The organism is Rickettsia finnyi (assembly GCF_049668125.1).
Classification (GTDB): Bacteria; Pseudomonadota; Alphaproteobacteria; order Rickettsiales; family Rickettsiaceae; genus Rickettsia; species Rickettsia kotlanii.
This window is the reverse complement of the sequence record NZ_CP187160.1, coordinates 83767-101389: the sequence shown is the minus strand read 5'-3', so window position 1 is coordinate 101389 and position 17623 is coordinate 83767. Positions and strand designations below refer to the sequence as shown.

Genomic DNA, 17623 nt, shown 5'->3' with positions numbered 1-17623 from the left:
ATGATAAAGCTGAACATAGACGGCTCTGAAATAGAAGTATTAGAAGGTAGCACCGTTTATCAAGCCTGTACACAAGCAGGAAAAGAAATCCCTCATTTTTGTTATCATGAGCGTCTAAAAATCGCTGGTAATTGCCGTATGTGCTTGGTTGAAATGGACAAATCACCAAAGCCTATAGCTTCTTGTGCTATGCCGGTAAGTAACGGTATGGTTATTCATACCGATACGCCTATGGTAAAAAAAGCACGTGAAGGGGTGATAGAGTTTTTACTGATTAACCATCCTTTAGATTGTCCTATTTGTGATCAGGGCGGAGAGTGTGATTTACAGGATCAGGCTTTCAGATACGGCAAAGGTACTAATAGATTCCACGAAAATAAGAGATCTATTAAAGATAAATATATGGGACCGCTGATTAAAACAGCGATGACTAGATGCATACAATGCACAAGATGTATTAGATTTGCGAGCGATATAGCGGGAATAGAGGAAATGGGAGCTATTCACCGTGGAGAACAAATGGAAGTAACTTCATATTTAGAGCAAACTTTAGATTCCGAAATTTCTGGTAATATGATCGATATTTGTCCCGTCGGTGCTTTGAACTCTAAGCCTTATGCTTTTAAAGCTCGTAAATGGGAGCTAAAACATACCGCTAGCATTGGAGTGCATGATGCCGAAGGCTCTAATATTCGTATTGATAGTAGAGGCGATGAGGTAATGAGGATATTACCTCGTGTTAATGAAGAAATAAATGAAGAGTGGCTTGCGGATAAGAATCGTTTTAGTTATGACGGTTTAAAATATCAGCGCTTGGATCGTCCTTATATCAGAAAAAACGGTAAGTTAGTAGAAGCTAGCTGGAGTGAAGTTTTAAAGACAGTAGCGGATAAAATAAAATCCGTAAAACCAGCAAAGATTGCTGCTATTGCTGGTTCTCTCTCTTCTGTTGAAGCAATGTTTATGTTAAAAACATTATTGCAAAAGCTTGGCTCTAATAATTACAGCGTTAATCAGTTTGACTATAAACTAGATACCACGCAGCGAGGCAATTATTTATTTAATACTACTATTGCAGAGATAGAAAAGGCTGATTTATGTTTGCTAATCGGAGCAAATCCAAGGCAAATAGCTCCAGTGTTAAATAGTAGAATAGGTATGCGAGTACGTGCCGACTCACTAAAAGTAGCAAGAATAGGTGGAGGGCATAACCAAACCTATAAAATTCAGGATTTAGGAAGTGATATTAAGATTATTGAGGAACTAGCCATTGGTACTCATGAGTTTACGAAAGCCTTAAAAGCGGCAAAATATCTGATGATTATAGTAGGTGACGGTGTATATGCAAGAGATGACGGATATGCTATATTGTCGCTTATTCATAAGATAGTGACTGAATATAATATTATGCGTGATGATTGGAAAGGCTTTAATATATTGCATAATCACGCTTCTATAGTTGGTGGTCTTGATATTGGTTTTAATACTCCTATTAGGCTTGAAGAGTTGGAACTTGCTTATTTACTTGGAGCGGACGCCGTCCCATTTGATAAGCTGAAATCGACTTTTATAATATATCAAGGACACCACGGGGACGCAGGTGCTAGCAATGCTGATGTAATTTTACCTGCGGCTGCTTATACCGAGCAGGGCGGAATTTACGTAAATTTAGAAGGTAGACCGCAAATAGCAGAAAAAGCAGTATCGCCTGTAGGAGTAGCTAAAGAAGATATAGAAATTATTAAAGAGCTTGCCGGTTATCTAAAAATAGATATCGGAATGGATAATTTGCAAGAAGTAAGAGTAAGGCTTGCTAAAGAATATAAGGTATTTGCTAGTATTGATAGAATTATAGAAAATAAATTTAGTAAGTTTAGCTCTGAAGATAAGTTATCAAAAGAGCCTATAATTGCAGAACCTATTAATTATTATATGACGGACGTGATTAGTAAAAATTCGGTCACTATGGCTAAGTGTGTTAAGGCTAAGGAAGCAAGAGACAAGGAGGCGGCATGATGAAAAATATGCTATTCTCCCCCCGTATGTCATTCCCGCACAAGTGGGAATCCAGCTCTTTTTTTATAAATTATTTTCTGGATCCCCACTTGTGCGGGAATGATATAATAAGGGTACAATTATGCTAGAACTCTTTTTTGAATATATTTTTCCGTTAATTATCATCGCTCTAAAGGTAGTTGCAATTACTATCCCTTTAATATTGTGCGTTGCGTATTTAACATATGCAGAGCGTCGTGTTATTGGATTAATGCAGCTTCGACGAGGACCTAACGTTGTCGGTCCGTTTGGATTACTTCAGCCTATTGCTGATGCGGTTAAGCTCTTATTCAAAGAGCCGATCATTCCAACCAATTCCGATAAAATATTATTTATTTTAGCACCGATGATAACTTTTATATTAAGTTTAATTGGCTGGGCAGTTATCCCCTTTGCAAAGGACGTAGTTCTGGCAGATATTAATGTAGGTGTTTTATATATTCTTGCTATTTCCTCTTTAAGTGTTTACGGTATTATTATTGCTGGCTGGGCTAGTAACTCAAAATATGCTTTTTTAGGAGCTATACGTTCCTCTGCCCAAATGATTTCTTATGAAGTGTCGATGGGGTTGGTTATTATTACCGTGCTACTTACTACCGGTACTCTCAATTTAAGTGAGATCATTGAAGCACAAAGAACAATGCCGTGGTGGATTGATTTAATGCTACTACCTATGGGTGTCGTGTTTTTTATCTCGGTGCTTGCCGAAACAAATAGATTACCTTTTGATTTACCTGAAGCAGAATCGGAGTTAGTCGCTGGCTATAATGTTGAATATTCCTCTATGGGATTTGCTTTATTTTTTCTAGGTGAATATGCTAATATGATATTAGTTAGTGCAATGACTACGACTTTCTTTTTAGGAGGTTACTTGCCGCCCTTTAATATATCGTGGTTAGATTGTATTCCGGGGTTCTTTTGGTTTGTATTTAAGGTTGGATGCTTATTGTTTTGTTTTTTATGGATTAGAGCGACCTTACCAAGATATCGCTATGATCAATTAATGCGACTTGGCTGGAAAGTATTTTTACCTCTAACTTTATTTTGGGTGGTGTTAGTATCAAGCGTGCTTGTTTATACAGATAATTTACCGAGTATTTAGGTGTTATTGTCATTGGTTTACCAGTTATTGCGAGGAAATTACGAAGTAATTGACGAAGTAATCTCAGGATATTTGACGAGATTACCACGCAGCCTATGGCTGGCTGCTCGCAATGACGACTCGGTATCCATGCGGATGATGCCCCGCAGAAATACATCGATCTTTAATATATAATTTTTATGATAAACTATTTAAAATCGTTTTTTCTATATGAGATAGTAAGGGGGATGGTTTTGACTTTAAAGTATTTCTTTAAGCCCAAAGTTACCATAAATTATCCTTATGAAAAAAGCCCTGTTAGTCCAAGATTTAAGGGTGAACATGCCCTGCGTCGCTATGAAAACGGTGAAGAACGCTGCATTGCGTGTAAACTCTGTGAGGCGATTTGTCCGGCACAAGCGATAGTAATTGAAGCGGATGAACGAGAAGACGGCAGCAGGCGTACTACTCGTTATGATATAGATATGACAAAATGTATTTATTGCGGATTATGTCAGGAAGCTTGCCCTGTAGATGCAATAGTTGAAGGTCCTAATTTTGAGTTTGCAAGTCTAACTCATACCGCACTTATTTACGATAAGGAAAGATTATTGCAAAATGGCAATAGATGGGAACAGGCACTTGCTAGTAAACTACACAAAGATTACGAGTATAGGTAATATACTCGTTTAATTACTATTCATTTATTCGGAATATATACGTATATTATGCTATTGTGATTCTGTTAATAGGTTCATTTCAAAAAAGTTAAATTAAAAAAATATATCATGAAAATTCGAACCTTGCATTCGAGATTGCATAAACCTTTGTAATTTAATTATTGCTTTTCTTTTTTTTGATTTTTATTCTCTTAATTGTAAATAATTATAAAAACTAAAAAATTATGTTTATAAAACAGATTTATAGTATGGTAGTTTGTTTTGTTACTACTATAGTTTTATTGAAACGCTCTCTATTACATTGAATGCATTCATTACATTATTCCTACCGGAATAAGAGGAACTTATAAAATATAATACTAATGAGCAATATTTAAAGCTAAAATCATATTGATAAGGATTTATATGAACAATTAAAAGGGTTGCCTCCAAAAGAGCTAGAAGACAAGAGAATTAGTTATAAGAATAATATATAGAAGTTAACTAAAATACATGCTGTAAGTACAAAATAATTGATTGTTCAATTTGAATTATAGTTAGCCTTATATTTTTTATTGTACATTGGGAGATTTATAAAAATATGCAAAACAATAATAATTAATCAAGCTGTAATATCTGTGCAGATTTTATAGAGCTTTCTAGATGAGAGGATAGGAGAACAATACCGCCGCTATTTGCTTTCATGACAATTAGATTATTTAGTAAATCCCTATTTTCTTTGCTTAAGTTAGTTTCAACTTCATCAAGTAGCCATAAGTCAGATTGGCAAGCAATAAGCCTTGCTATGGCTACGATTTTCTGCATTCCGCTAGACAAACTATAGCATTTTTTATCTAATAAGTCATGTAATTTGAAGTAATGAATAGCAGCATATAGGGTTTCAGCGGAATTATAAATTTCCGACCAAAATTTTAGGTTCTCAAAAACAGTCATTTCTGATTTTAGACCTAAATTATGACCGATATAAGTGCAGTAAAGTTTAGCGATATTGTTAATATTACAGTTTCTATAGTAGATATTACCGCTACTCGGTTGCATAATTCCTGCTATCATTCGTAGCAACGAGCTTTTCCCACAACCGTTAGCTCCTTTTATATATGTGATAGAAGAAGGAAGAAAAGTAATATTTAGATCAAATAAGTTTTTAAATTGTAATTGATGAAGTGATAGCATGTCCTTGTCATACCGTGGCTTGACCACGGTATCCATAAACGCAATTCAAAATACTAATAATTTTACTAGATATCGTGGTCAAGCCACGGTATGACATCTGTTGCTTTTTAATAAATTTAATTTTCATGATGCTCTTCTGGTGTGGCCCCAGTTAATTCTGTATTATCTTGTTGATTATTATTACCAATTCCAAGTTTCTCACGAGCATCTCTTCAAGCTTCTTTATGATCTGATGCATCAGGATTTACCACATGACTTATATCTATGCCTGTTACCTTATTAGCTTCTTGACCTAGTTTTTAGTTGTATTGTTTAATTCATAGTTGATTTTTTAGCTTCTTTTACTATTTTTTATATAAATCTCACTTTTAAGTTCTATAATTAAAGTAGCATTTATATTTTTTGTAAGCAATTAAAATTTTACCAGCAAATTTTCCACCGATAAGCTAAATACATTTAAAATAGAACTCGGCATTAGACCAAAGTAAATAATTAATAATATTAAAGGAGCTATTGAGATTATTTCATATTTATATAAATCTCTGAAATGCATAATTTCTTTATTGGTAATTTCACCGAGCATTACTGCTTTGTATAATTTCAGCATGTAAACCGCCCCGAAGATTATGCCGAGAGCTGCTATAAAGGTTGCTACTACATTCACCTTATAAATCCCAAGCAGGCTTAAAAATTCTCCAATAAATCCACTAGTTCCGGGTAACCCGACAGAGCCGAGCATTGCAATCATAAAAAATGTGGCAAGCACCGGCATTTTACTTGCTACAGCACCATATTTAGCTATTTCTTTTGTATGTAATCTTTCGTACAAAGTACCGACTATTAAGAATAGACATGAAGAAATCAAGCCGTGGCTAAGCATCTGAAATATTGCTCCGCTAACTCCGGCTTCAGTAAAGCTAAAAATACCTATTGTAACATATCCCATATGTGCAATAGATGAATATGCTATCATCTTCTTCATATCTTTTTGAGCAAGAGCAACGAGTGATGCATATATTATAGCAATAACGCTAAGGTAAATTACGTGGATTGCAAATTCTTGTGATACACTCGGACATAGAGGTAGTAATACTCTTAAAAAACCGTAACCGCCAAGTTTTAGCAAAATACCGGCAAGAATAACCGAGCCGCTGGTTGGAGCTTGTACGTGTGCATCGGGTAGCCAAGTATGAAAAGGAATCATAGGGATTTTAACGGCAAAAGCAATAAAGATAGCCCACCATAAAATTTGCTGAGCAAATAATGGAATATTATCGGTAAGCTGAAAGATATAGGTTAAATCAAAGCTATGCATTTTGCTATAAATATAAATTAATGAAAGTAGGAAAAATACAGAACCAAAGAACGTATATAAGAAGAATTTAAGAGCCGCATATATTCTATTCTCGCCACCCCATACGCCGATAATAATATACATCGGCACTAATATTGCTTCAAAAAACAGATAAAATAATAGTAAATTTACCGAGGTAAATGCCCCTATACAAAAAGATTCCATTAATAAAAAACATACCAAATATTCTTTAATATATTTTTTAACAGTAAATAAGCTTCCAATTATACAAATAAGAGTAAGAAAAGAAGTGAGAACTACAAAAAATATTGATATACCGTCAACGCCTACATGGAATTCAAGCCCGATCTTATCAAGCCAAGCGTAGCGTTCAACAAATTGATAAGCGGGGTTTGAGGAGTTAAACTCTATTAAAATATAGATAGTTGAGATGAATGTTAAAACAGAACTAAGCACTGCAACATACATTACATATATCGGTTTATCTGCTTTTTTACTTTGACTAATAAACAGCAAAATATATAGCACGCTTATTAGCGGCAGCAAAATACTGATAGATATAATAGGTAATTCTAACATTCTTTAAGATTTTATGAGTTTTTTTCTGTCATGGCGAGACAAATTACGAAGTAATTGACGAAGCAATCTCAGGAATTTGTTATTATTTCATGAGATTGCCACGCTCTCTACGTTCGCTCGCAATGACGGTTTTAGTTTTTAACGCAAATAACATCAGTACATTATGTTGTTCCAAACAAAGTAACTAATTGTGACAACAATAAATGATACTATATACAAAGCATAATTAAAAACATATCCTGTTTGTATTTTGCCGGTAAGCACGCTAAAGCAATTAACGACTCGTAAAAAACCGTTTGGTCCAAAACGATCGATTATTTGCTGATCGCCAAGATAAAATAAAGAAGCTAAACAGTTAATAGGTTTCACAATTAAGCAATTATATATTTCATCGAAGTAATATTTATTGCGTAATATGTTGGAAATTAATACAAGGGGTATCATCCCGCGGTTTGACCGCAGGATCCGGGCGTTTTTAATATTTTTACTGGATTCCCGCTTTTGCGGGAATGACATAACAGTACTTGACTTATATAAGTAAATCCCAGTAGTAATCCCCACTATACCGACTGCCATAGGTAGTAGCTTAATATATAAAGGTGGGTGGCTAATTAGTAATTTATAAATATGTAAATTAAATAGGCTTGCATGGAAATAACCGTTTGGTTTGTCCATAGCAAGTAAATAATAACCGATCATACCGCTAAAAAAGCTTCCGGCGACAAGTAATATAAGTGGATTATTCATTACTTTAGCCGGTTCGTGAGCATGCTCAAAAACATCTTTTTCTAGCTTAGTTTTGCCATGAAATACCAACATAATAATCTTCATTGAATAAATAGCGGTAAGTATTGCTGTTGCTATTCCAAAAATAAACATAAACGAGCCGCTACTATAAGTTGCTTCTAAAATCGAGTCTTTAGAGTAAAATCCTGCCAAAGGATAAATCCCTATTAGTGCAAGTGAGCCGATTAAGAAGTTGCCATAAGTTACCGGCATTTTATTTCTTAAATCACCCATTTTAAAAATATCTTGCTCGTGAACGGTATGTATTACGCTGCCGGCTGATAAGAATAATAAGGCCTTAAAAAAGGCATGAGTTACTAAGTGAAATATTCCGCTATTATAGGCAGATACTCCGCACGCCATGAACATATAACCAAGCTGACTGCAAGTTGAGTAAGCAATAATCTTCTTGATATCGCTGTGCATAATAGCAATACTTGCAGCAAAAAGACAAGTAATACCGCCGATAATCGTAATAAATTGTAGAATTAAAGGGCTATATTCAAATAAATACGAGCAGCGTGCTACTAAGAATACTCCTGCCGTTACCATGGTTGCTGCATGAATAAGTGCAGATACCGGAGTCGGTCCTTCCATCGCATCAGGAAGCCATACATGTAAACCGATCTGTGCAGATTTACCCATACAACCGATGAATAATAATAAACAAATAATGTCTAGAATGGAAAAATGTAAAAATATTTTTATATTAGATAATAATTCTGCAGATGACAATACATCTTTGTAATTTGCCGAGTCACAATAAACAATAATCGTCATTACGCCTAAGATAAAAGCAAAATCGCTGGCTCTATTTATTATAAAAGCTTTAATCGCTGCTTTATTGGCTGATTCTTTTGAATACCAAAAACCTATTAGTAAATATGAGCAAACGCCGACGCCCTCCCAACCAAAAAATAACTGTAAGAAATTATCGCTAGATACTAGCATTAACATAAAAAAAGTGAATAAAGAAAGAAAAGACAAGAAGCGTATAATCCCTTTATCTTCGGCCATATAGCCAAGCGAGTAGATATGCACGACGCTTGACACCCATGTTACTGCTATAAACATTATGCTAGTTAGCTGATCAATATAAATCGACCAATTTACTTTAAAATTTCCAACCTCAATCCATGGTAATAATTTAATATGGATTATATTCCCGTCTAAGCCCGCATCGTAAAATATTATTAATGAGAATAAGGCAGATAAAGATACAAAGCCGGTTGCAATTACTTGCGCTAATTTTTTGTCTATTAACCTTACGAATAACCCGTTTATTATGCTAGATGCAAGCGGTAACATGATGATCATTATGGAAATATTTTGATACATCATTATCCCCACATCTGATTAATGTCGGTAATTTCAATTGAGCCTTTATTACGGAAATATATTAGTAATATTGCAAGCCCGATTGAGGTTTCGGCAGCTGCTACGGTTAAGATTATAATACTAAAAATTTGTCCCGATAATTCTTGCATATATACGGAAAATGCAACAAAATTTATATTAACTGCAAGCAGCATTAACTCAATAGACATTAATATATTGATAATATTTTTGCGATGCATAAATAATCCAAACATTCCGATAGTAAAAACTAAGCTGCTTAAGATTAAATAATGATTAAGCGAAATATATTCATTCATATTTAATATTCTCAACACCTTTATTTAGAATAGGTTTTGTCATTAATATGGTATTTTCTTTATTGTGACGTAGTTGTTTTGATATATCTTGACGTTTTACTCCCTCACGCTTCTTTAGTGTTAACGTAATACATGCAATCATAGCGACAAATAATATAAGGCCCGCCATTTGAAACGGTAGCATAAAGTCTGTGTAGAGTACGCCTCCTATTGCTTTAGTATTTGAGATATTATTTGTTATGGCAAACGATACATTGGAGTTGAAATTAATATTTTTAGTACCAAGTAAAATAATTATTACTAAATCGACAAACATAATCAAAGCTATAAAAATACTTAAAGCTAGATTTGCTTTTAGCTGTGTTATTGTCTTATTAAAATGCATATCTAGCATCATTATCACAAATAAGAATAATACTGATACAGCTCCAACATAAATCACTATCAGCATCATAGCTAAAAATTCTGCTCCAAGCAAAATCATAAGCCCTGCACCGTTAATAAATGCAAAAATTAACCATAATACTGAATATACGGAATTTTTGCTTAAGACAACGCACAAGCTACTGATAGTTATTAATGTTGCAAATAAATAAAAAAATATAGGCATGGTGTTTATATAGGTTGTGTCTTATCTCTATTTGTATCCTCGTAAAACTCGTTTTACAACATTAGGTTCTTTCTCAATAATCTTAAGAAGTAATTTTGCAGCTCCGGTAGGTAATCTTCTGCCTTGTTCCCAGTTTCTTAAAGTTGCAACACTCACTCCAAATGTTGTAGCAAATTGTTGTTGTGTTAATTTTAACTTATCTCTTGCTTCATGCACGTCTATATTAGATAATTTTATATCATGTTTATTTACTTTTAATTTTCCTTTAGTGTATAAAACAGCCTCTTGCATTCCAATTAATATACTTTTGTCGGTTTGATTAGTATTTTTATTATTTATTTTTGCCTCGTCCGACATATAATTTTACCAATTCTTCAGTTAGTTTTTTTAATTCATTACAACTATTATGATTAATATTGTCCATCTTACTGGTTATAAAACCGGTTATTAAAAATACCGGCATATTTTCATTGTAGTAAAAATAAATTATTCTTATACTGCCACTTTTACCTTTATTATTAATCAGTGCCTTTATATTATATCACCTTGGTTAGGATTAGCAGCAATGTAATGTATTATTTCAAAGCATTCTTTTTCATTTAAATTATTCTTAGCAAATTTTTGAAACTCTGGAAGCTCAACAACTGAAATCAGTTTTTTACTCATAATAATTATACGCCATTGGCGTAGGAGAATCAATAAATAATTTTTGTTTAGTATCATGGATACCGTGGCAAGACCACGGTATGACATAGTACAAATTGGCTACACCAACAAAGCATTAGAAGCAAATTTCTTGATCATTGGAATAAATAAGCTTTCTAGTTCTTTGCGTATTTCTTCCTTATTTTCTACTTTTTGACCTTCTTTACTTAAAGTGAGTTCACCTTTTTCTACATGACCAAGTACAGCCTCAATGATTGCTTTTTTATCATGTTTACCATCCATATATCTAAGTGCAAACTTCTCAAAGAAATTAACGCCGATCGGTTCATGTTTTAAATTTGTAACCCACATAGAAGGTGTATGGGTTGCTTGATGTATCACCATTTTTGTTGTTTTAGGCTTATCAAGCTCAGGGTTATTTCGATGCTTCTGATTTGTAATACTAATATAACCTTGTAGTGCTAGCTTCATTGCATTATTTAAAAGCTCAGCTTTGATTTCATTTAATTTAGTATTATGTAGCTTTTTATTAGCTTCAGTGGTTATTTTCTCAAAGCTTAACGGATTATTTAGATTTTCGCTGAAAGTGTATAAAATAGCTTTCATATAAGGCGAACTAGTTGTTAAGTTAGTGTCGTTATTGCCGTTTAAGAAGAATTTTAAATTTTCGGAAGCATTATTAAGATCTACTTCTTTGAGTGGTTTTTCAGGCACTATATTAAAGATTATATTAAATTTCGTTATATCATCATTGTTAATATTTCTATTAATTTTCACATCACTATGACATAGTAAAGTGGTTCTAAAACGACGATTCGTAATGAAATCCATATATTGTTCGGTTCTCACTATATCGTTTACCGTTTTTAACTGCTCTACTACTTTCGGCGGCATATTACCGAGATACATAGTCGAAAGATTACAATCGGCTAAATATTGTAAATTGTGCTTTCTTGCTTCATTCATAAATTCATGGAAGTAGAATTGAGCATTTTCTTCTTCTAGATGATCATGACGTAAATAATGATCGGTTTGTTTAGCCAGTAGCCCTGCTTCGGTTTTTAATGCTTCTGCATAAGGAGTTTTAGAGTTTTCTAAGCTATCCTTAACAAATTCTAGTAACAATCTAGATTGAGCTATTCTATCCCGTACATTTGCAAATGAGCTAGAATGATACATCATCATATCTCTAATAGTACGGACCATATTCCAGCCAGGGAGGGTATTATAGCTAATATATGCTATTCCGTTTGGACTAAGATTTTTATTACAAACTTCAAAAATTTTATCTCTAACGGTTTTTGGTACCCAAGAAATTACGCCATGGCAAATTATATAATCAAACTTACCGAAAGAATCGTTAATATCGGTTATCGAACAATGATGGAACTCTATATTTTTTAATCCTAGTGCTTTAACATTTTTATTTGCTTCGTCAATTTGTACCTTAGACAAATCAACCCCAACAAAATAAGCTTTTGGATAAAGAACTGCATGTGGTATTAAATTACCGCCTGCTGCACAACCAAGCTCTAATATTTTAGCATTCTCGACTTCAGGAGCATTTACACCGAAAAGAGTTGCAAGTGTACTTAAGTGATAAGGATTTGTAAGAGCATATGGGTAGCTTTCATACGGTACTTCATCATAAGTGTTATGATCTGAAACCGCACCGTTAACAACAGATTGTACGGAATGTGTTTTTTTTGCCATCTTATCATGACCGTTAGGGGAAGAGTTAGTAGCTTTTGGAGACATATTTTTTCCTTATATAGTTGAATTATTCGTGTCATCACGCGGTCAAGCCGCGGGATGACATTATAGCTTTCATATAAATATTTCACAGAATTATTAAAATGGCAATCTATAAGTAAATCCTACGCCAAATTCTCCAACGGCTATAGTTTTTTTGATAGGATTTGCTGACACGAATTGCCCCGTTTTCATATCAAGTGTATCATAATTAATTCTTACTCTATATGCTGTTTGTAATTTTGCAGTTGCATCAATATTTAAATTTGAAGTTACATCTTGTGAAATTCCAAGACCTGCTTGCCAAGCAACACAATTTTTATGAGTTTTTCTTACTTTAAAATAATCGCTATTTATAACACTCCACCTAGAAGAGGTAGGTTTAACTTTTACTTGTGCTATTCCACCTCCAAGTATTGCAAAAGGTGTGAAAGTTTTTATTTTTTCTAAATCATAAATAAGATTTAGCATATATATATTTGATAATACGGTAGTATTACCTGGGGTTTTAGGAATAGTGAGACCATTACTTAAATTTTGCTGAGGTAATACGTAATGCAGATGATATTTAGGTTGATAAGTTGCTGAGAATTCAATAGCTATCTTTGGATATATTATATAGCCTATTTTCCCACTATACATACTTGATTTTTTTAAAATTATTTCGGTATTTGAGTGTTTATGTCGGAATTTACTAACGACCGGTTCAACTATTCCGCCTTCTGCTCCTATATAAAACCCTATTTCTTTTGCGAAAGCAATGTTATTAAGAATGATGATAGTAATAAAAAATAATTTTAGTAATTTAGCCATTATAATTGCTTAAAAAATAAAAAAATATTATATACCTCCTTTATTAATGGTCAATCATATTGTTCCTAATTATGGAAGCAATTATACCAAATAGTAATAAAGTAATAGTTACAGTGAGCGCAACATATGCCGGAATCGCTATATAATGATGAATAAATATTTTAAAGCTGATAAATATTAAAATTAAAGCCAAAGAATATTTTATATAACTGAAACATTCTACAATTTCTGCTAAACAAAAAAATAACGCTCTAAGCCCTAAAATAGCAAAAATATTTGAAGTATAAATTATATAAACATCATTAGTAATTGCGAATATTGCCGGTATACTATCTATAGCAAAGACTAAATCTATTGCTTCTATCAGTACTAGAGATATAAAAAGGGGGGTACAATATAGTTTGTTATTACGTTTAACAACAAATTTATTCCCTGCAAGGTTAGGGGTAATATTTAGATTTTTTATTATTGACTTGTAAATATAAGAATTCTGTATATCAAAAGTTTTATGTGATACATAGAAAGTTTTTATACCTGTAGCAATAAGTATTACGGCAAAAATATATAATAACCAGGCAAATTTATTTATAAGAATAATACCGCCGTAAATCATTACGGCTCTGAATATTATTACGCCTATTATACCGAAAAATAAAACACGATGTTGATATTGTCCGGGAATTTTGAAAAATTGGAATATAATAGAGATAATAAAAATATTATCAAGTGACATAGCTTTCTCAATGAGAAAGCAAGTATAATATTCACGAGCATGATCTACCCCCGTATTATAGTAAACATAGATACCGAATAAACAAGCTATTACAAGATAGAAAAGACTGAAAAGTATGCTTTCTTTAAAGCTCATTATGGTGTTTTTTTTGTGTATTATTCCCAAATCGAGAATCAGTAAAGCAGCGATTACCGTATAAAAAATAATCCAACTCATTTATTTATCTCTTCATTTTATATTGCATGTGGAAATATAGTCCTCCACTAAACATAACTCTTAGCTGGAATTTTATAGTATTTTCTCCTTGTTTTAAATAATGCTTTATATCAAGCGGTAAATTTTTAGCTTGTAATGCTTGACCTTGGTCCTGTCCATTGTTACAGTACCTTTGCTCATCTAGAGAATCAACGTTAGTAGGGAGGCTAAGTAACTTTATGTCGTTGACATATATTAATATGCAATCATCATACCATAAATCTTTTATTTTAAAATACTCAATATCGTCTATTATTGCATCTAAAGTTACTTTGAATTCTACAGTATGCAATATTGTATTGTTTAGGTGATCTCCTGCATCTATACGTGCTCCATCCTGTGGAAATGCCATAATGCTCATATATGGTACCGGTTTTTTGTTTAAGATATAGTCACCTATTTTAGTTACCGGATTATAAGGGGTCTCAGGTAATTGGTCTGATGGAAAGTCGTTATAACTAACTTTTATAGGTAATCCTTTAGATTCTCTACAGCCAACATTTTTGCCTAAAGGTTCAAACTCGACAACCTTTCTATCAAAATATGATAAACAATAGCGTTCTAAAGGTTTATTAGGATCAATAGGTATCCAATTCGTCGGGCATTTTCCTGTTGCAAGTTCTCCTATATCGCTTTCAGGCCATTCTGCATTACCGTGATTGTTACCGGAGGGAGCTTCCTCTGTGCTAGGAATTTTAGCACAAGTAGGTACTAATATAGGAACACAAAGATTTAGCTCTTGCCAAGTTTTATCTCTTACATCCTCAGTCTCAGCTTTGTATGTCGGCTCAGGAGGAGTATTGTTATCTCCTTTTGTATATGTCACTGTATAATATTTTGAAGGATCTAGCGGTACTAATATTGGTCCTATGTTAGGTTTTGGCTCGATTCTATCTGTATAATTCCTACTTAAAACACAGATTGGAGTATTAGCCTTATCGTTATTGGTATAGCATTTACTCGGAATATTATTTATATTGCAAGTATAAATTGTAATACCTCTTCCTGGACCTGACACTGTTTCTTCTAGAGTACAGCGCGTTAGATCTGTATCTTTTTTACATAAGCCAAGATTTGGATATTTAACGTTATATTTATTTTTAAAATCTTTACAATTTATAGTATTGTTGTTGTTGAGTTTAGCAAGTACACAATTTGTCGAATCATTATTGTAACCGGGCATAGGTGATCCATCAGGTAAAGTAGGACGCAGCATAGGGTTACAATGTTGGAAATTTTTCGGCATCAAGCAGGCATGTGTTCCACCTTGGATATATTTACCGTTTATATATTCTAAATATTTTAAATATACCGCACTTGAGTCAGGCTTTCCATTACTATTATAAGGTGTTTTATTGTCTTTATATTTACCGTAAATAGTCAACTGATTTAGAGCATGCTCTTCTGAAAACGGCATAGCAATATATTTATCTTCCTTTGGATCTTTAGGTATAAACACAACGGAAGAACTATACTTATAACCAGCAAGCATTACTATGCTTTCTGTGTCAGTGGGGTTGGGAGGTGGAGGTCCGGCGTATGCTAACGGCGTTACAAGGGTGCTTGTTTCATCTATGATATTGTTGCCTTCTCTGACTTGTACTGACGCAATGAATTGCGGTTTATAATAAGCATCGTTGGGATTGCTATTATTAGTACAGGTAATTCCGGCATATTGCTTTGCACATTCATAAGTAGCTAAGCTGTAAGAATGATTTACTCTCGGTACGCAATCTATTAAATTACCAGACTCAAATAAGCAAATATTATTAGGATTTTGCTTATCGTCTTCGGTATTACTAATAGAGACATAAAGCTTTCTATCTTTACCGTTATTGTCTTTTAAGGTGACATCTGTCTTTATAGGCATTAAGCTAGTTGTATCTTGCTTTTGTACCTTAGGAAATTTTACGCTTACATCCTTAAATTCGCCGATATTAACTCCCCACACTTTTTGACAAGTAGTTGAATTAGAACTTGGACAGTCTGGTATATCGCTTATGTAGTAATCGCTGGGTGTTTCTACATTTCCAATTTTCTGCGAATATACTATTCTAAATCCCTCATTACAACCGTTAGCCGTAACACTACATGGCGTAGAAATTTCTGTATTAATACATGGAGTGTTGCCTGAAGTATTCTTACACGATTTAATTAAATCTTTAAAAGCCGTGTTAGTATGAGTAATTTTTGCTGAAGAAAAATCTATATTACGTGGTTCTACACAAGTTTCGAGGTCAGAGCGAGAACTCGTGCAAAGCGGGACAAGATTGCTAAAGCTGACACGTATGGTATTATTAACAATATTGTTTTTAACATTAATATTAGATGGCACTACACAAGCCGGACTAGTAGAAGATTGGTCAAACTTGCCGCTTGCATCTTTTATACTACATACATTATTAACACGCGGATTAATGCTAATATAATTTAAATTTGGACAATATGGCGGTGGAAAAGGTCCTAAAGGTAATTGTACACAACCAAAAGAATAGCTATCTACAGAACCGTTTAATGACCCAAGTGTTTCAATAATTTTTATTATTAAAGTAGGAAAAAAATTAAAAAGTTCTCCTATTGCATTAAGTATTGATTGAAGTACTTTTATAAATTCTGAATTTTGATTTATCATACCAAGAAGCTGCCCTAATAAACTTGGTAAACTGGCTCCTTTTATCGTTTCAACTAAAAATTTTAATACTTTTGCGATAGGGCTAAGTTCGTTAGTGTGATGAAGAGGTTGACGATTAGGATTCCAGTCCATCGGATCAAGATGTACACCGGAATCTGAAACAAGGTTAACAAGTCCAGGATCGCTATAAGCACAAAGTTTAGGAGATTTTAAAGTAACTATTTTTCCGTCGACACCGATTATCTTATTATCAGTTTCTGTATAACCGACTTTATTGAGATGTACTCCATCGGTATAACCTGGATCTGCAGGGGAAGGCGGGACATTTATCCCGGGAGGTGGAGGCATATCCGGTACGGCAATTCTAGCACAGACTCTAGTTAGAGGTAGACCGTAACCTGTAGGCCATAATACACATTCTCCATCCCAATTTAAAGTAGAGTTTTGATGCCAACAAGCTACGGCATTACAGCTTTGAATTCTAATACGAATTTTGGGAGTAAAGTAACTACTATCAGGGGCTTCTTCCGCACATCTATGGAGTAAAAAACCGATAAATGTACCTGGGTAATCAAATTTTAATAAACAAGTATCATTATCGCGACCGTCGCTTTTATTCCAAGGAGGGCATAATGTGTTTGGTTTAAAAGGCCCTCTTGGCTTTGCATTGATGCCTCCATCCTTATTCCAAATTTCCGTTCTCTCATTTTGACCGCAATTACATGGATCGCTAAGACAATTGACTATATCATCCCAAATAGATGCATATACATTAAATGAGAAAAATGAAAATAAGAAAAATAGTAAATATTTTTTTAACACTTTGGATATTCTTTAT

General features: G+C 33.5%; 15 protein-coding genes. 3 read left to right on the top strand and 12 right to left on the bottom strand.

The window, feature by feature from the left end; all coding sequences use genetic code 11:
• The 3 genes from nuoG (at position 1) to nuoI (ending at position 3816) form a co-directional block, all read left to right on the top strand.
• Complete coding sequence (gene nuoG / locus ACPKKV_RS00555) at positions 1-2016, top strand: NADH-quinone oxidoreductase subunit NuoG (RefSeq protein WP_392505666.1); 2016 nt, start codon at positions 1-3, stop codon at positions 2014-2016.
• Between the two features lie 121 nt (positions 2017-2137).
• A complete protein-coding gene (nuoH, locus tag ACPKKV_RS00550; protein WP_392505665.1) occupies positions 2138-3157 on the top strand; it encodes an NADH-quinone oxidoreductase subunit NuoH in 1020 nt (339 codons plus the stop codon).
• A 179-nt stretch (positions 3158-3336) separates the two neighbouring features.
• Complete coding sequence (gene nuoI / locus ACPKKV_RS00545) at positions 3337-3816, top strand: NADH-quinone oxidoreductase subunit NuoI (RefSeq protein WP_392505664.1); 480 nt, start codon at positions 3337-3339, stop codon at positions 3814-3816.
• A gap of 597 nt (positions 3817-4413) precedes the next feature.
• Here the strand turns inward: nuoI and ccmA are convergent.
• The 12 genes from ccmA to ACPKKV_RS00485 all read right to left on the bottom strand — a co-directional run bounded on the left by ccmA (position 4414) and on the right by ACPKKV_RS00485 (position 17607).
• Entirely contained in the window at positions 4414-4989 is a 576-nt protein-coding gene (gene ccmA, locus ACPKKV_RS00540) for a heme ABC exporter ATP-binding protein CcmA (RefSeq protein WP_103897490.1), read from the bottom strand.
• Positions 4990-5401: 412 nt separating this feature from the next.
• The gene (locus tag ACPKKV_RS00535) at positions 5402-6883 is read right to left on the bottom strand and encodes an NADH-quinone oxidoreductase subunit M (RefSeq protein WP_392505663.1); all 1482 of its coding nucleotides are present in this window, start codon (positions 6881-6883) and stop codon (positions 5402-5404) included.
• A 153-nt stretch (positions 6884-7036) separates the two neighbouring features.
• Positions 7037-9010: an NADH-quinone oxidoreductase subunit L gene (gene nuoL, locus ACPKKV_RS00530; protein WP_392505661.1), complete on the bottom strand. Its 1974-nt coding sequence runs from the start codon at positions 9008-9010 to the stop codon at positions 7037-7039.
• Positions 9010-9324, bottom strand: coding sequence for an NADH-quinone oxidoreductase subunit NuoK (gene nuoK / locus ACPKKV_RS00525; RefSeq protein ID WP_012151334.1), 315 nt, complete (start codon positions 9322-9324; stop codon positions 9010-9012). The genes nuoL and nuoK overlap by 1 nt, the downstream gene beginning before the upstream one ends.
• Entirely contained in the window at positions 9317-9934 is a 618-nt protein-coding gene (locus ACPKKV_RS00520; RefSeq protein ID WP_392505660.1) for an NADH-quinone oxidoreductase subunit J, read from the bottom strand. The genes nuoK and ACPKKV_RS00520 overlap by 8 nt, the downstream gene beginning before the upstream one ends.
• 27 nt (positions 9935-9961) lie before the next feature.
• Positions 9962-10291, bottom strand: a complete 330-nt coding sequence (locus tag ACPKKV_RS00515) for a helix-turn-helix domain-containing protein (RefSeq protein WP_392505659.1) — start codon at positions 10289-10291, stop codon at positions 9962-9964.
• On the bottom strand, positions 10266-10397 hold the full coding sequence (locus tag ACPKKV_RS00510; RefSeq protein ID WP_392505658.1) for a hypothetical protein: 132 nt from the start codon (positions 10395-10397) through the stop codon (positions 10266-10268). The genes ACPKKV_RS00515 and ACPKKV_RS00510 overlap by 26 nt, the downstream gene beginning before the upstream one ends.
• Positions 10398-10465: 68 nt before the next feature.
• A complete protein-coding gene (locus ACPKKV_RS00505) occupies positions 10466-10657 on the bottom strand; it encodes a hypothetical protein (protein ID WP_392506898.1) in 192 nt (63 codons plus the stop codon).
• 42 nt (positions 10658-10699) lie between these two features.
• Positions 10700-12358 (bottom strand): methyltransferase regulatory domain-containing protein, encoded by a 1659-nt coding sequence (locus ACPKKV_RS00500; RefSeq protein ID WP_392505656.1) that lies wholly within the window; start codon positions 12356-12358, stop codon positions 10700-10702.
• Positions 12359-12451: 93 nt separating this feature from the next.
• Positions 12452-13165, bottom strand: a complete 714-nt coding sequence (locus ACPKKV_RS00495) for an outer membrane protein (protein ID WP_392505655.1) — start codon at positions 13163-13165, stop codon at positions 12452-12454.
• A gap of 43 nt (positions 13166-13208) precedes the next feature.
• Positions 13209-14114, bottom strand: a complete 906-nt coding sequence (locus ACPKKV_RS00490; RefSeq protein ID WP_392505654.1) for a TerC/Alx family metal homeostasis membrane protein — start codon at positions 14112-14114, stop codon at positions 13209-13211.
• 4 nt (positions 14115-14118) lie between these two features.
• On the bottom strand, positions 14119-17607 hold the full coding sequence (locus tag ACPKKV_RS00485; RefSeq protein WP_392505652.1) for a hypothetical protein: 3489 nt from the start codon (positions 17605-17607) through the stop codon (positions 14119-14121).
• Positions 17608-17623 lie beyond the last annotated feature (16 nt).

Bases quoted from the DNA above. Each gene is read 5' to 3' on its own strand.
- nuoG (WP_392505666.1), top strand. From the start codon at position 1: ATGATAAAGCTGAACATAGACGGCTCTGAAATAGAAGTATTAGAAGGT.
- nuoH (WP_392505665.1), top strand. From the start codon at position 2,138: ATGCTAGAACTCTTTTTTGAATATATTTTTCCGTTAATTATCATCGCT.
- nuoI (WP_392505664.1), top strand. From the start codon at position 3,337: ATGATAAACTATTTAAAATCGTTTTTTCTATATGAGATAGTAAGGGGG.
- ccmA (WP_103897490.1), bottom strand. From the start codon at position 4,989: ATGCTATCACTTCATCAATTACAATTTAAAAACTTATTTGATCTAAAT.
- ACPKKV_RS00535 (WP_392505663.1), bottom strand. From the start codon at position 6,883: ATGTTAGAATTACCTATTATATCTATCAGTATTTTGCTGCCGCTAATA.
- nuoL (WP_392505661.1), bottom strand. From the start codon at position 9,010: ATGATGTATCAAAATATTTCCATAATGATCATCATGTTACCGCTTGCA.
- nuoK (WP_012151334.1), bottom strand. From the start codon at position 9,324: ATGAATGAATATATTTCGCTTAATCATTATTTAATCTTAAGCAGCTTA.
- ACPKKV_RS00520 (WP_392505660.1), bottom strand. From the start codon at position 9,934: ATGCCTATATTTTTTTATTTATTTGCAACATTAATAACTATCAGTAGC.
- ACPKKV_RS00515 (WP_392505659.1), bottom strand. From the start codon at position 10,291: ATGTCGGACGAGGCAAAAATAAATAATAAAAATACTAATCAAACCGAC.
- ACPKKV_RS00510 (WP_392505658.1), bottom strand. From the start codon at position 10,397: ATGCCGGTATTTTTAATAACCGGTTTTATAACCAGTAAGATGGACAAT.
- ACPKKV_RS00505 (WP_392506898.1), bottom strand. From the start codon at position 10,657: ATGATACTAAACAAAAATTATTTATTGATTCTCCTACGCCAATGGCGT.
- ACPKKV_RS00500 (WP_392505656.1), bottom strand. From the start codon at position 12,358: ATGTCTCCAAAAGCTACTAACTCTTCCCCTAACGGTCATGATAAGATG.
- ACPKKV_RS00495 (WP_392505655.1), bottom strand. From the start codon at position 13,165: ATGGCTAAATTACTAAAATTATTTTTTATTACTATCATCATTCTTAAT.
- ACPKKV_RS00490 (WP_392505654.1), bottom strand. From the start codon at position 14,114: ATGAGTTGGATTATTTTTTATACGGTAATCGCTGCTTTACTGATTCTC.